Raw genomic sequence first — 14,370 nt, forward strand, 5'->3', positions numbered from 1 at the left:
ATCCACGTATCGTCGTGTAAGGAGGAGTTTCCTTTGAAATCGCAGGCTGTCGCTTCAGTTCTCGGATATGTGACCATTCGCGTAGTGGGCAGGGACCCGGAAGGATTATTGAATCAGGCGGTATCCGCAGGAATGAGCGTTTCCAACATTCAGCCTCTGGATGCCCGCGAGCTGGAGATGGACATCCTGTTGAAGGATTTCTTCCGTCTTCGTCCGCTCGCCAAACGGACAGGCTGTCTGGTACGTATCCGCAAAAGGCACGGATTTCCGTTCTTTCTTCGTAAACTGGAACGGCGTAAATGGTTTGCCGCCGGCATTTTTGTGTTTCTGGCAGGCTTGTATGCATTGTCCTCGCTTGTGTGGCAGGTAAATATCACCGGCAACGACAGGCTGGCAAAAGAGGATATATTAGCTGCGGCACGCAAACAAGGGATCTATCCGTATCAATGGAAATTCAGGATGGTCGACACCTCTGTAATCGCCAAAAAGCTGACCAACGACCTGCCCGGAGTAACCTGGATCGGGATTGAAATCCGGGGCTCTCAAGTGAACCTGCGTATTGTAGAAGCTGAACAACCTGAGAAAAAACCGCTCCAAAGTCCACGGAATCTGGTCTCCACAGCCGATGCGGTTGTAACGGAGATTTTTGCGGAGAAGGGCCGCCCTTTAGTAAAAGTAAACAGCCATGTGCGCAAGGGAAGCATATTGATCAAAGGAATATATGGAGATGAGGAGAACCAGGAGGCCGTTGTAGCCGAAGGCAAAGTGCGGGGGCTGGTGTGGCATGAATTTAACATAGTCAGTCCGCTGACGCAGAAATTCAAGGTTTATACGGGGGCAGTAAAAGAGCGCAGCTATGTTGTCATTGGCAGTAAAGCGCTGCAAATTACGGGATACGGTAAGCTTCCATTCGACAAATACGAGACGCACACTACGATCCAAAAGGCCGCTTGGCGAGGATACGGGATTCCTGCGGGCTTCATGAAGGAGAAGCTGATGGAGGTCCGGTATGATGTGCAAAAGCTGGACCGGCCTGCCGCCAGGGCGATAGGATTGAACAGCGCGAGGGCGCAAATATTGGCCCGGACCGAGCTAGAGCCTAAGATCGTGGCAGAAAAAATTTTGCATGATAAGACGGAGAATGGTAAAGTTTATATGAAAGTGCTGATGGAAGTAGATCAATTGATCAGCGCGGAGCAGTCTATTATAGGGCAAGGAGAATGAGGCTTTTTGTCGGATAAGGAACTAGTCATAAAACTACCATTGCAAAGCGCGGCAGAAGGGCTCTCCCTGTTTGGTCCGCAGGACAAGTTTTTGAACATCATCGAGAAGGCCGTCGATGCACAAATTTACACCCGCGAAGCGGATATCGTAATCCAGGGCGGCCGAAAAGAAACGGACATACTGGAACAGCTTTTTAGCGTCCTGCTGCAGCTTGTCCGCAACGGGTACATACTGACAGAGCGGGATATCGTATACGCTCTGGAACTGGCCAAAGAGATGAAGGCCGACCAGCTCCTCGATTTATATAAAGGCGAGATCGCCATGACGTTCCGGGGCAGGCCGATCCGGGCCAAGACGATCGGGCAGAATCATTACGTCACTACCATTAAGAAGAATGATATCGTATTCGGCATCGGCCCTGCAGGAACCGGGAAGACCTACTTGGCCGTAGTTTTGGCTGTAACGGCATTGAAAGAAGGCCGGGTGAAGCGTATTGTGTTGACGCGGCCCGCAGTGGAAGCAGGAGAAAGCTTAGGCTTTCTGCCAGGTGATTTACAGGAGAAGGTGGATCCGTACCTCCGGCCGCTGTACGACGCGTTAAATGACGTGCTGGGTCCCGAGCAGGTGGCCAAGTCTCTGGAACGCGGACTGATTGAAATCGCTCCTTTGGCATATATGCGCGGGCGCACCTTGGACGATTCGTTTATTATTTTGGACGAAGCCCAGAATACGACTCCTGAACAAATGAAGATGTTTCTAACCCGTCTCGGCTTCGGTTCCAAGATGGTCATCACCGGCGATCTGACCCAGATTGATTTGCCCAAAGGCAAGAAGTCGGGACTTAAGGAAGCGGAACGGATTTTATCCAATATCGATGAAATCGGCATTATCTATTTTGCGGAACAAGACGTTGTGCGCCACTCCCTAGTACAGAAAATCATCGTTGCCTACAACGCGGACAGTGAAAACAACGGGTAACAGAGAGGATTGACCTTTCTATGAACCAGCAGCAATCCAGCTTCAAAGACAAGTTTCAATATACAGCAGGGGGATGGAAGTACAGTGCAACCGCGCGCTTTCTTCTCTTTTTCCTGTTTTGGCTCTTATTCTATTTCTCTTTCTCGGACAAGCTGATTCCGCAGACTTACGATATCCAGCTGAATGCGCCCAGCGAGAAGATGATCCTTGCCCCTAAGCAGGTGGAGGATGAGAGGGCCTCGTTGAAAGCGCAGGAAACCGCAGCCCAAAGCGTAGAGCCCGTCAACACGTTCGTTTCGCTAAAGAACGAGAATCTCGTGAACAGTCTCTATGACAAGCTGGAGCAGCTGAACTCGGATACACAGGTGACACTGGAAGAGAAGGTCGATATTTACCGGAGGGAGCTGCCGCTCAAGCGGGAGGAATTTCTAAATGCCTTTCTCCGCGCTTCCTCGGCCTCCACTCTGTATTCCGCAACACTGCTGGAAGAAGTGCAGAAGCAGGCTGCGGAGCAGGAATACCGCTTTCCTGAAGAATCGTTCTTCAAGCTCCCGCGCTTGACGAAAGAAGATTTGAAAGCGATGAGGCCGGTTACGATCGACGTAGTTACAGAGCTGATGTCCGATCGCCGTCCCGATGCCCAAGCGGCTAGGGCCCAGGTGGCTGAGCTCGTAAATACATCGAATTTGACTAAGAATACGCAGCGCAAAATGGTTACGGAAATCGCCCGCTTCGTACTTACGCCGAATGTCTTTTTTGACAAGCAGGCTACGGAGGAAGCGAGAGCGCAGGCGAGGGAGAACACGCCGCCTGTTCTGATCAAGAAGGGTGAAGTGCTGGTAGAGAAGGGCCAGATCATTACCAAAGAGCAGTACGATTTGCTTGACAGCATGGAACTCCTTAAGGATAAAGTGAATTATATGCCCCAGCTCGGGCTGATTGTTCTCGTTACACTGATGGTACTGCTGCTTGTAATGTACATCATGCAGCGGAGTACAGCGGTTAGGGACAATAATGCGAAGCTGCTGATGCTGGTGCTGATTTTCATTCTTAATTTTCTTTCTATGAAAATTGTAGCCATGGGCCAGAGCGCGGAGCTGCCTTATTTGGCCTATTTGGCTCCTGTTGCCTTAGGTGCGATGCTGATCACATTGCTGCTGGACGTACCGCTGGCGTTCTTGTCGTCGGTCCTTTTCAGCACAGGCGCAGCGATTATATTTAACCAGACCGGGGATACGCTTTTTGATTACCGGTACGGCTTCGTGGCTCTAATGGTATGTTTCTCCGCCATATTCGCCCTGCATCGGGCGAGCCAGCGTTCCACCATTCTGAAAGCGGGCGTGATGGTTTGTCTGGTGGGCTCCGCTTCCGTAGTCGCTTTGAACCTGCTTAGTGACGAATATAATCTTCGTACTATGCTGCAATCGATTTCCGTGGCCGTTGGAAGCGGACTTCTCACCGCCGTATTGGTGATCGGACTGATGCCCTTTTTTGAAGTTACCTTTGGAATTCTTTCCGCTCTGAAACTGGTTGAGCTTTCCAATCCGAACCATCCGCTTCTCCGCAAGCTCCTGACAGAAACGCCGGGCACTTACCATCACAGTGTCATGGTAGGCAACCTTTCGGAGGCGGCGGCGGAAGCTATTGGAGCGAACGGACTGCTATGCCGCGTAGGATCTTTTTATCATGATATAGGCAAAACCAAGCGGCCAAGTTATTTCATTGAGAATCAATCCAATATTGAGAACCCGCATGACCATATCGATCCGAAGCTCAGCAAGTCCATTATCATCGCCCACGCCCGGGACGGAGTGGAAATGCTGAAGGACCACAAAATACCCAAACCGATATGGGAAATTGCCGAGCAGCACCACGGGACCACGTTATTGAAATATTTTTATCACAAAGCTCAGAAACAATATGAAGAGGAAGGCAAAGAACCTTCGGAATTGCAGGAAGCCGACTTCCGCTATCCGGGTCCGAAAGCCCAGTCCAAAGAAGCAGCGGTTGTGGGCATTGCCGATTGTGTAGAAGCAGCGGTCCGCTCTTTGCGTAATCCGACGGTGGAACAGATTGAATCAATGGTACAGAAAATCATAAAAAACCGGTTGGATGACCACCAATTTAATGAATGCGATTTGACGCTCAAAGAATTGGACAAAATAGCGATAACGCTGAAAGAAACGCTGCTTGGCATTTTTCATTCCAGAATCGAATACCCTGAGGATTTGACCAAAGGGGTCAAAAAAGGAGAATCCTAATACTATGGCCTTAACTTTAAATTGGAGCAACGATCAGGAAAAACTGCCGATTTCGGATACACTGATTGCCTTGCTTGAGAAGCTGCTGCAGGAAGCAGGACAAGCCGAGCAAGTCGAGGACGGGGAAGTGGCCTTGTCTTTCGTAACTGATGAAGAAATTCATGCGCTGAACAAGGAGTACCGAGGGATAGACCGTCCGACGGATGTGTTGTCCTTCTCCATGGAAGAGACGACGGATGAAGAGCTTGATATTGTTTATGAGCTGGAAGAAGGAGAAGAGACGCCGGAAGGCTTTACGCATGTTCTTGGGGACATTATTATTTCCGTGGAGAAGGCGAAAGAACAGAGTGAAGATTATGGACATTCCATAGACCGGGAAATCGGGTTTCTGTTCGTACATGGTTTTCTGCACTTGATCGGATATGACCATGAGGATGAAGCTGCCGAGAAAGAAATGATCGCGAAGCAGGAAGCGATTCTGCAGAAAGTGGGCTTGACCCGGTGATGCGCCTGCCGAAGGAAATCGCAGCCTTCGTGCACGCCTTCAGGGGAATTGTCCAGTCGGTACGCAATGAACGGCATATGAAAATTCATACTGCCTTCGCAGCTGCCGCACTTGTTCTTAGCGTGGTGTTCCGAATTCCTGCACCGCATTTTCTGCTTGTCCTTCTAGCCATTACTCTTGTAATGTCAGCCGAACTGATGAATACGGCCATTGAGAAGACTGTAGACCTTGCGATGCCGGAGCAGCACCCGTTAGCCCGAACCGCCAAAGATGCTGCCGCAGGTGCCGTGCTGGTCACTGCGGTTTTTGCCGTTATAGTCGGGCTTTATGTCTTTCTCCACCCGGTCAGGGAGTGGCTTGCCATATAAAATACCAATGAAAGAGGGCCGTACTATGGACGAAAGAGCTCTAATTAATGAAGCTCTGAAAGCAATGGATAAAGCTTATGTGCCTTATTCGCATTTTAAAGTAGGTGCTGCGCTGCTCCACGAGAGCGGTGACATCATCCACGGCTGTAATATTGAGAACGCTTCGTACGGAGCGACGAATTGCGGCGAGCGAACTGCTATGTTTCGCGCACTGGCGGAAGGCCGCCAGGTCCGCACCTTTAAAGCTATGGCTGTAGTAGGAGATACGGAAGGTCCTATCGCACCTTGCGGCATTTGCCGTCAGGTCATGATTGAATTATGCGGACCTGACATGCCTGTCATCCTGGGAAACACAGCCGGAGTTTATATCACTACAACCGTAAAAGAGCTGCTTCCTGGCGCATTTGACAGCAGCAGCCTAACGTAAGCAGGAGGAATATTTCATTGACCAATTCTACTGATTCATCAACCAAATACCGCTCGGGGTTTGTGGCCATTGTTGGCCGTCCGAACGTCGGGAAGTCCACATTAATGAACCAGGTCATCGGACAGAAAATTGCGATTATGTCAGACAAGCCCCAAACCACCCGGAACAAAATTCACGGGGTGTATACTGGCGAAGGATATCAAATCGTGTTCTTGGATACGCCGGGTATTCACAAGCCGCAGTCCAAACTAGGCGATTATATGATGAAAGTGGCTCAGGGAGCGTTATCGGAAGTCGAAGCCGTCCTGTTCCTTGTGGATGTAGCGGAAGGCATCGGCGGCGGAGACCGTTTTATTATCGAACAGCTGAAGAATATTAAGACGCCGGTTATCCTTGTTCTGAACAAGATTGACCAGGTAGAGCCTCAGGCATTACTGCCGGTCATTACCCAATATAAGGATTTGTATAACTTTGCAGAGATCGTTCCGATTTCCGCCAAAATGGGTAATAACGTGAATACACTGCTTGATCAAGTACGTAAGTTTTTGCCGGAAGGGCCGCAATATTATCCGGCAGATCAAGTGACGGATCATCCGGAGCAATTCGTTTGCGCAGAGTTGATCCGCGAAAAAATCCTCCACAAAACCCGGGAAGAGATTCCGCATTCCATCGCCGTAACAATCGAGAGTATGAAGGTGAAAGAGAATGGATTAGTGGAAATCGGGGCCGTCATTTTTGTGGAACGCGATTCACAAAAGGGGATTATTATCGGCAAGCAGGGAGCCCTTCTGAAAGCGATCGGACGGGAAGCCCGTATGGACATAGAAAGACTCCTTGGCTCCAAAATTTTCCTGGAGCTTTGGGTGAAAGTAAAGAAAGACTGGCGCAATCAGGAGCGGGTGCTTAAGGATTTAGGTTTCCGGCACGATTAACCAATTTTTGTAACGCATAGATCCGACCCTGGAGTCTCATCCTAAAACTATGGTTTCACGGGTTAACGTTTGGCAGCTTGGATCCTTAAACAAAGCAACTATCCAACCAGGAGGATGATAGCGATGCGAGACTTTACGTGGAAATACTTTACGATGACGGGCGATGTGGAAGCATATATGCTTTACAAGGATTACATGAATACAGGCAGGGAAGAAGATCCGGCGGGTGAGGAAGAACTGGTTCAGGAAGAAGTAAGCGAGCTGACAAGTTAACATAAGCAGCCCGCCTTCCGAACGGTAAGGTGGTATCGCGATGCTTTACAGAGTCGAAGGGATTGTGATTCGCAGCTTTGATTACGGGGAAGGCAACAAAATTATTACTTTATATACCCAGACTCATGGCAAAATAGGGGTAATGGCCCGGGGAGCCAAGAAGCTGAAAAGCCGGCATGCGGCCATTACCCAGCTCTTTACATACGGTGAATTTGTCTTTTATAAAACAGGGCAGCTCGGATCTTTAAATGACGGTGAAATTCTGGAGGCTCACTATCAGCTCCGGGAGGATCTGCATCTGGCCGCTTATGCTTCTTATCTTGTGGAAATGGTCGATAAAATGGTAAGCGATAACGAGGCCAGCGAATTTTTATTCGAACAGCTGAAGTCAGCGTTAAAAGCTCTGCAGGAGAGTAAAGATCCGCAAATTATTTTGCGTTTGTTCGAGATGAAAATGTTGTCATTCAGCGGGGTAGCGCCGGTTCTTGATGCTTGTGTCAATTGCGGCAGAGAAGGACCGCCTCCATTTTCCCTCAGCCCGGGGCTGGGGGGACTCTTGTGCGCTGCGTGCCGCAGCCGCGATCCTAAGTCGATCCAGGCAGGTGAAGGTACGGTGAAACTGCTGAAATTGCTTCAGCAGCTCGATCTTCGCAGGCTGGGCAAAATCGGTGTCAAAGAGGAGACCAAAGCGCAGCTAAAACAATTCCTGCGTGCCTATATGGACGCTCATGCAGGGGTGCATCTGCGTTCTCTTCATTTTTTGGATCAAATGGATAAATACGACATATAACTTACTTAATTGACAATGCGGTTAATTTTCATTATTATGGTTCTCATAGTATCTACAAATGAATACGGCACAATGAAGGAGAAAGTAACCGGTAAGGTTGGATGAAGCGATCGGGGAGAGTGGGAGCCCGAACGGCCGCACGGTGAACAAGGCACTCTGGAGGGCCGCAACGGACTGAAAGTGGATCGGAAAGATGCAGGCGGCGGTGGCTGCCGGTATATCCGGTCAATTAGGGTGGAACCGCGGGAATAACTCTCGTCCCTATACCTGGCTGCAGGTGTATGGAGAGAGTTTTTTTGCGTCCCTAGTGCTCTAAAGGGACTCGGAACTCAACCCTGCCTAAAGCCTCCAATTATGAAAGAAGAGGAGCGATCGTATGAATTTTCAACAAATTATTCTGACTCTGCAGAACTTCTGGGCCGAGCAGAACTGTATCATCGTTCAGCCGTATGACACCGAGAAAGGCGCTGGAACGATGAATCCGATGACGTTTCTAAGAAGCATCGGTCCAGAGCCTTGGAATGTGGCGTATGTGGAACCTTCCCGCAGACCGGCGGATGGGCGGTATGGCGAAAACCCGAACCGGCTGTACCAGCATCACCAGTTTCAGGTGATTTTGAAGCCGTCCCCGGACAACATTCAGGAGCTGTATCTGGAGAGCTTGAAGCGTCTGGGGATTGACCCGCTGCTTCATGACATCCGTTTTGTAGAAGATAACTGGGAATCCCCTACTTTAGGCGCATGGGGCTTGGGCTGGGAAGTATGGCTGGACGGAATGGAAATCACCCAGTTTACTTACTTCCAGCAGGTCGGAGGAATCGACGCGAATCCGGTGGCCGTGGAGATCACGTACGGTCTTGAACGGATGGCATCCTATATTCAGGAGAAAGAGAATGTATTTGACCTGGAATGGGTGGACGGAATCAGTTACGGCGATGTGTTCCTGCAGCCGGAATATGAGCATTCCAAATATACGTTCGAAGTGTCCGACGCCAAAATGCTGTTCGGATTGTTCGCGACGTATGAAGAGGAAGCACGCCGGGCTATGGAGCAGAATCTGGTGTTTCCGGCATACGATTACGTGCTGAAATGTTCGCATACATTCAACCTTTTGGATGCACGTGGTGCAATTAGTGTAACCGAGAGAACCGGATACATTATGAGAGTCCGCAACTTGGCTAGAGAGTGCGCGGCAACGTATTTAGCCGAACGCGAGAAGCTGGGCTTCCCGCTGCTGGCGAAAGCGGAGAAAGGAGTGGAGCGCAATGGCTAAGGATTTGCTGCTGGAGATCGGTTTGGAGGAAGTGCCGGCCCGGTTTATCCGCTCCGCCATGGAGCAGCTGAAAGAAAAAACCGTGAAATGGCTTGCTGACAGCCGGATCGGACACGGAGAAGTCAAAGCATATGCCACACCCCGCCGTCTGGCGATTTTGATTCATGACGTGGAAGAGAGACAAAGCGATGTAAATGAGGAAGTAAAGGGCCCGTCGCGGAAGATCGCCCAGGATGAGAGTGGGGCTTGGAGCAAAGCGGCTTTAGGCTTTGCCCGCAGCCAAGGGGTAGATCCGGACAGCTTCTATTTCAAGGAGCTAGGCGGTGTGGAGTACATTTATGCGAACAAAAGCAGCATAGGCGAGGCGACAGGCACGCTTATGAATGAAAGCCTGCCGGCCTTGATCACTTCGATGACGTTTCCGAAGAATATGCGCTGGGGAAATTGGGATCTGAAATTTGTCCGTCCGATCCGCTGGCTGGTAGCTTTGTTTGGAACAGATGTGGTGCCTTTCGAAATTGCAGGGGTTTCTACAGGCAGAGTAACAAGGGGGCACCGATTCCTGGGGAACGAAACGGAAATTTCCAAGCCCGCGGATTACGCTGAGCGCTTGAAAGAACAGTTCGTTTACGCCGACGTGGAAGAGCGGCAGAAGCTGATTCTGGATCAGATTCATCGTCTTGCTGAAGAAAAGAACTGGAAAATTTCGATCAAAGAGGATTTGTTGGAGGAAGTTGTATTCCTTGTCGAATATCCTACTGCATTGTACGGAACGTTTGATCCAGATTTCCTGAATATCCCCCAGGAAGTGCTGATTACATCCATGCGTGAGCATCAGCGTTACTTCCCTGTGCTGAATACGGAAGGACAGCTTCAGCCTTTCTTCGTTACCGTTCGAAACGGAAACGAGAAGGCGATTGAGCAGGTAGCCAAAGGTAACGAGAAGGTGCTTCGTGCACGTCTTTCTGATGCGCGTTTCTTCTACAGGGAAGATCAGAAGATGCCGATTTCTGCGGCACTGGATAAGCTGGAAACGATCGTATTTCATGAAGAACTGGGAACGGTAGCGGATAAAGTACGCCGTATCGGTTCAATTACTTCGAAGTTGTCGAACCTTATGAACGCAGATTCACAGACAGCGCAGGATGCTTCACGGACAGCACAAATCTGCAAGTTTGATCTGGTTACCCAAATGGTATATGAATTCCCTGAACTTCAGGGTGTAATGGGTGAGGATTACGCACGCAAAGCAGGAGAACGCGATGCGGTGGCACAGGCTATATTCGAACACTACCAGCCCCGGTTCTCCGGCGATCAGGCACCTGCTTCAAGAGCGGGCGCTATCGTAAGCATTGCAGACAAAATCGATACCATCGTAGGCTGCTTCTCAATCGGAATTATCCCGACAGGTTCCCAGGATCCGTATGCTCTTCGCAGACAAGCAGCTGGCATCGTACAAATACTGCTTGCTCACAATACTGCCTGCAAGCTTTCGGACGTGTTTCTTGCCGCATTGGAAGTGCACCGTGAAGCAGGCCTGCTGAAGCGGGATGCAGCAGACATACAGAAGGACCTGTTTGATTTCTTCGGACTCCGCGTGAAGAACGTGCTGTCGGAAAATGCACGTTATGATGTGGTAGACGCGGCAATGGCCAGCGGCTTTGACGATGCGGCATCAAGTGTGCGCCGTGCAGCGGCTTTGATGAATGCTGTCCGGCTGCCGGACTTCAAAACAACGGTAGAATCCTTTAACCGTGTAAATAATTTGGCAGGGAAAGCAACGAAAACTGCAGTTGATGCGTCTATATTCCAAGAGAAGGTTGAAAATGAGCTGTATACGCTGTGGGCAGAGGTAAGTTCACGTTTTAACAGTTTGATGACTGAGGGCCGCGAAGAGGAAGCATTGCAGCAATTAGGAAGCCTGCAGCCTGCGATTACCGCTTATTTCGACAAGGTCATGGTCATGGCGGAACAAGAGGACGTCCGTGCGAACCGTTTGGCCACCCTGGCTGCCGTATCGTCGGACTTGAAGCGCTTCGCGGACTTCTCGAAACTGGTTTGGTAGCGGCAGAAAGTACAGAAGGAGTTGTTCCTTAGTGAACGATCAAACGTTTGCTCCCGTCGTTTATGTCCTTTCGGACTCGGCGGGAGACACGGGCGATTCCGTCGTCCGCGCAGCTGCGGCTCAATTTTATCCCGTACAGGTAGACATTCGGCGGTCTTCTTTCATTGTGGACCGTTCCGATGTGGATAAAGCAATCGTGGACGTCGTCCGTGACCGGGCCATCATTTTATTTACACTGGTTGTACCTCAGCTGCGGGATTACGTGATCGAACTGGCAGTGAAACATGGTATTCCCTACATTGATACACTAGGGCCTGTCATCTCAAGCCTGGAAAAGGTAATCGGTCAGGAATCGCGGCATAAACCCGGAATGATCCATGAGTTGAATGAAGATTATTTCCGGAAAGTAGAAGCGGTTGAGTTTGCGGTTAAATATGATGACGGCAGGGATCCTATGGGCGTGCTCAAAGCGGATATCGTTCTGGTTGGCGTTTCCCGTACTTCCAAAACTCCGTTATCCATGTATCTGGCATATAAGAAATTTAAAGTGGCCAATGTGCCCCTTGTGCCGGAGCTGAAACCGCCGAACGAATTATTCACGGTATCGAAACGTAAAATTATCGGTCTGACCATCAATCCGGACAAGCTCAATCAAATCCGCAAGGAACGGTTAAAAGCCCTCGGGCTTGCAGGCGATGCCAACTATGCCAACGTCAACCGGATCGTAAGCGAGCTCGAATATTCTCAGCGGATCATCGAGAAACTTGGCTGTCATGTGATCGATGTGTCTACCCGTGCGGTAGAGGAAACGGCAAGCCTGATTATCGACTTTATGCGGTAAGTCCAAACGTATTATCGTAAGATTATTAGCCGTCAAGGGAAGAAAGAAGGATTTTTTTCTGAAAAGCTCGTATATATATACTAGCAAGATACTTGTGGACGCTGACGCTTGCCCTGTTAAGGACGAGATTGCAGCGGCGGGGCTTAGGTTCGGAGTTGATATTTGGATGGTGGCCTCGCATGATCATCGGCTTCCGGTGAGAGCGGGTGTAAGGAACATTCAAGTAGACCGTTCCGATCAGGCCGTGGATCTGTATATAGCCAATCAACTTCGGCCGGGTGACATACTCGTAACACAGGATTTTGGGTTAGCTACGATCGGGCTGGCCAAAAAGGCGGTTGTTCTCTCGAACAGAGGGCAGCAGTATACCGATCAGACGATTGATTTTCTTTTGGAATCCCGCCATCACAGCGCCAAAGTAAGGCGAAGCGGAGGGAGATCCAAGGGCCCCAGAGCTTTTACAGAAGAGGACCGTACACATTTTCTACAAACTTTGACAAAAGTTTTAGAGGATACGGCAGGAAAATGAACTGAAATAGAGAATAGTAATACGTGTTTATCATGATGAAGGTGATTTGGTGAGTAACGGAAGCATCCCGGATGAGGTTATTGAGGCCGTACTAAAGCACCATGACATTGTGGATACGGTCGGCAAATACGTCCACCTGACCAGGAACGGCAAATACATGAAGGGCTTATGTCCCTTTCATTCCGAAAAGACGCCTTCCTTCACGGTGACGCCCGACAAACAAATTTTTAAGTGTTACGGCTGCGGGGCCGGCGGCAATTCCATCGGTTTTATGATGCAGATCGAAGGGTATAGTTTTCCAGAAGCGGTCAGAGTGATGGTAGAGGAAGCGGAACTCCCTGTCCAATGGGAAGATGCGCAGTCCGAGCCGACCGAGAAACAGCGTGAGCGTCAAGTTCTTCTTGATGCTTATGAATTCGCTGCTCGAATGTATCACTTTTTACTGAAGAATACCGAGCACGGAAAGCAGGCGATGGCTTATCTTAAGGGCAGAGGATTCACGGATAAGCTGATTGATCATTTCCAGATCGGTTACGCTCCTCCCCAGTGGGATACACTTGCAAGGCAGCTGGACAAGCGGGAGTTTTCCATGCCGCTTATGAAACAGGGCGGTTTGCTCCTTTCCCGCGATGACGGCAGATATTACGACTTGTTCCGCGATAGAATTATGTTTCCGATTTGGGATGCGCGCGGAAAGGTCATCGCTTTTGGCGGCAGAATCCTGGGGGAAGGTCAGCCCAAATATCTTAACTCTTCGGAGTCGTCATTGTTCCATAAAGGCAGGACCCTGTACAATTTTCATCATGTGCGGCCTCTTTTAAGGAAAACTCGGCATCTGGTGCTTTTCGAGGGATACGTAGATGTAATTAAAGCTTGGGACGCCGGCGTGAGTAACGGCGTGGCCAGTATGGGGACATCGCTGACCGAAGAAAATGCTTTTATGATGCGCAAGAACGCGGACCTCATCACGATCTGTTATGACGGGGATGATGCAGGACGCAATGCGGCTTATAAGAACATGAATTTGCTCGAGAAAGCCGGCTGCGAGGTGAAGGTGGCTTTGATCCCGGACCGAATGGACCCGGACGAGTACATTCAAGCGCACGGAGAGGAACGGTTCCTTCGGGAAATTATGAATGAAGCGGTTCCGGCTCTCAAATTTAAGCTTATATATCTGCGCAGGAACCATATACTCATAGAAGAGACCGGAAGGATAAAATACATTCAGGAAGCGCTCAAGCTTCTTGCGGTCATTTCTTCGCCTATGGAAAGAGAGCATTATCTGAAAGAACTGGCTGAAGAGTTTAACCAGAGCCTCGACACGTTGAAGCAGGAATTGAACCTGATCCGCCAGGAGCAACAAAAATTAGCCCCTCAAGGGGATAATCTTGACAATCCGTGGAATAATGTTATGAATGAAAAGCCTGTAAAAGTGAAAGCTCCGTCTTTAATGCCGGCCTATCACAATGCGGAGCGGAGGCTGCTTGCCATGATGATCCACGATAGTGAAGTAGCGGATTATGTGCAGCAGCGTCTCGGAGATCAGTTTAACGTAGAAGCTCATGCAGCTTTGGCTGCTTACTTATATGCTTATTACGCCCAAGGAAAAGAGCCGGATCCAAGTAAATATATGTCAACGCTTCAAGACGACCAGTTGGAAAGAGCGGCAAGCGGCATTCTGATGCTGGAATTCGATCCTTCGCCTGATTTCCAAGTGATTGATGATTATATAAAAGAAGTACAGAAATTCCCGCAGCAAGCCGCTATTCAGAGGCTGAAAGAGGAAATGCACCGTGCCGAGAGAGCTGGGGATATTCTAAAAGCGGCGCAAATTGGAATTGAGATTATAACCCTAGAAAGACAACACAAAACGTTGCAGCAGTAAGTTCTAGGGAGGAGGAGTC

At 49.7% G+C, this 14,370-nt stretch carries 14 protein-coding genes; all 14 read left to right on the plus strand.

Annotated features, from left to right (window positions below; genetic code table 11):
- Positions 1 to 33 precede the first annotated feature (33 nt).
- The 14 genes from yqfD to dnaG all read left to right on the plus strand — a co-directional run bounded on the left by yqfD (position 34) and on the right by dnaG (position 14,351).
- Entirely contained in the window at positions 34 to 1,224 is a 1,191-nt protein-coding gene (gene yqfD / locus ACFSUF_RS09965) for a sporulation protein YqfD (RefSeq protein ID WP_377602526.1), read from the plus strand.
- A gap of 6 nt (positions 1,225 to 1,230) precedes the next feature.
- Complete coding sequence (locus tag ACFSUF_RS09970; protein WP_377602527.1) at positions 1,231 to 2,202, plus strand: PhoH family protein; 972 nt, start codon at positions 1,231 to 1,233, stop codon at positions 2,200 to 2,202.
- Positions 2,203 to 2,222: 20 nt separating this feature from the next.
- A complete protein-coding gene (locus tag ACFSUF_RS09975) occupies positions 2,223 to 4,463 on the plus strand; it encodes an HD family phosphohydrolase (protein WP_377602528.1) in 2,241 nt (746 codons plus the stop codon).
- Between the two features lie 4 nt (positions 4,464 to 4,467).
- Positions 4,468 to 4,968, plus strand: a complete 501-nt coding sequence (gene ybeY, locus ACFSUF_RS09980) for an rRNA maturation RNase YbeY (protein ID WP_377602529.1) — start codon at positions 4,468 to 4,470, stop codon at positions 4,966 to 4,968.
- Positions 4,968 to 5,336 (plus strand): diacylglycerol kinase family protein, encoded by a 369-nt coding sequence (locus ACFSUF_RS09985; protein ID WP_377603144.1) that lies wholly within the window; start codon positions 4,968 to 4,970, stop codon positions 5,334 to 5,336. Before ybeY ends, ACFSUF_RS09985 begins: the two co-directional genes overlap by 1 nt.
- Positions 5,337 to 5,361: 25 nt before the next feature.
- Complete coding sequence (locus tag ACFSUF_RS09990; RefSeq protein WP_377602530.1) at positions 5,362 to 5,763, plus strand: cytidine deaminase; 402 nt, start codon at positions 5,362 to 5,364, stop codon at positions 5,761 to 5,763.
- A gap of 17 nt (positions 5,764 to 5,780) precedes the next feature.
- Positions 5,781 to 6,695 carry a GTPase Era gene (gene era, locus ACFSUF_RS09995; protein WP_377602531.1) on the plus strand — a complete coding sequence of 305 codons (915 nt, stop codon included), beginning with the start codon at positions 5,781 to 5,783 and terminating at the stop codon, positions 6,693 to 6,695.
- 123 nt (positions 6,696 to 6,818) lie between these two features.
- Positions 6,819 to 6,968 (plus strand): YqzL family protein, encoded by a 150-nt coding sequence (locus ACFSUF_RS10000; protein ID WP_377602533.1) that lies wholly within the window; start codon positions 6,819 to 6,821, stop codon positions 6,966 to 6,968.
- Between the two features lie 40 nt (positions 6,969 to 7,008).
- Positions 7,009 to 7,758, plus strand: a complete 750-nt coding sequence (gene recO, locus ACFSUF_RS10005; RefSeq protein WP_377602535.1) for a DNA repair protein RecO — start codon at positions 7,009 to 7,011, stop codon at positions 7,756 to 7,758.
- A gap of 376 nt (positions 7,759 to 8,134) precedes the next feature.
- Positions 8,135 to 9,031 (plus strand): glycine--tRNA ligase subunit alpha, encoded by an 897-nt coding sequence (glyQ, locus tag ACFSUF_RS10010; protein WP_377602537.1) that lies wholly within the window; start codon positions 8,135 to 8,137, stop codon positions 9,029 to 9,031.
- Entirely contained in the window at positions 9,024 to 11,096 is a 2,073-nt protein-coding gene (gene glyS / locus ACFSUF_RS10015; RefSeq protein WP_377602539.1) for a glycine--tRNA ligase subunit beta, read from the plus strand. Before glyQ ends, glyS begins: the two co-directional genes overlap by 8 nt.
- A 31-nt stretch (positions 11,097 to 11,127) precedes the next feature.
- Positions 11,128 to 11,937, plus strand: coding sequence for a pyruvate, water dikinase regulatory protein (locus tag ACFSUF_RS10020; RefSeq protein ID WP_377602540.1), 810 nt, complete (start codon positions 11,128 to 11,130; stop codon positions 11,935 to 11,937).
- 94 nt (positions 11,938 to 12,031) lie between these two features.
- A complete protein-coding gene (locus tag ACFSUF_RS10025) occupies positions 12,032 to 12,466 on the plus strand; it encodes a YaiI/YqxD family protein (protein WP_377602542.1) in 435 nt (144 codons plus the stop codon).
- 49 nt (positions 12,467 to 12,515) lie between these two features.
- Positions 12,516 to 14,351 carry a DNA primase gene (dnaG, locus tag ACFSUF_RS10030; protein ID WP_377602543.1) on the plus strand — a complete coding sequence of 612 codons (1,836 nt, stop codon included), beginning with the start codon at positions 12,516 to 12,518 and terminating at the stop codon, positions 14,349 to 14,351.
- The last annotated feature ends 19 nt before the right edge of the window (positions 14,352 to 14,370 follow it).

The sequence above is a fragment of the Paenibacillus gansuensis genome (assembly GCF_042684925.1).
In the GTDB taxonomy this organism is placed as follows: domain Bacteria; phylum Bacillota; class Bacilli; order Paenibacillales; family DY6; genus Paenibacillus_N; species Paenibacillus_N gansuensis.

Excerpts from the sequence above, each read along its gene's own strand:
- ACFSUF_RS09975 (WP_377602528.1), top strand. The coding sequence starts at position 2,223 with ATGAACCAGCAGCAATCCAGCTTCAAAGACAAGTTTCAATATACAGCA.
- ybeY (WP_377602529.1), top strand. The coding sequence starts at position 4,468 with ATGGCCTTAACTTTAAATTGGAGCAACGATCAGGAAAAACTGCCGATT.
- ACFSUF_RS09985 (WP_377603144.1), top strand. The coding sequence starts at position 4,968 with ATGCGCCTGCCGAAGGAAATCGCAGCCTTCGTGCACGCCTTCAGGGGA.
- ACFSUF_RS09990 (WP_377602530.1), top strand. The coding sequence starts at position 5,362 with ATGGACGAAAGAGCTCTAATTAATGAAGCTCTGAAAGCAATGGATAAA.
- ACFSUF_RS10000 (WP_377602533.1), top strand. The coding sequence starts at position 6,819 with ATGCGAGACTTTACGTGGAAATACTTTACGATGACGGGCGATGTGGAA.
- recO (WP_377602535.1), top strand. The coding sequence starts at position 7,009 with ATGCTTTACAGAGTCGAAGGGATTGTGATTCGCAGCTTTGATTACGGG.
- glyQ (WP_377602537.1), top strand. The coding sequence starts at position 8,135 with ATGAATTTTCAACAAATTATTCTGACTCTGCAGAACTTCTGGGCCGAG.
- glyS (WP_377602539.1), top strand. The coding sequence starts at position 9,024 with ATGGCTAAGGATTTGCTGCTGGAGATCGGTTTGGAGGAAGTGCCGGCC.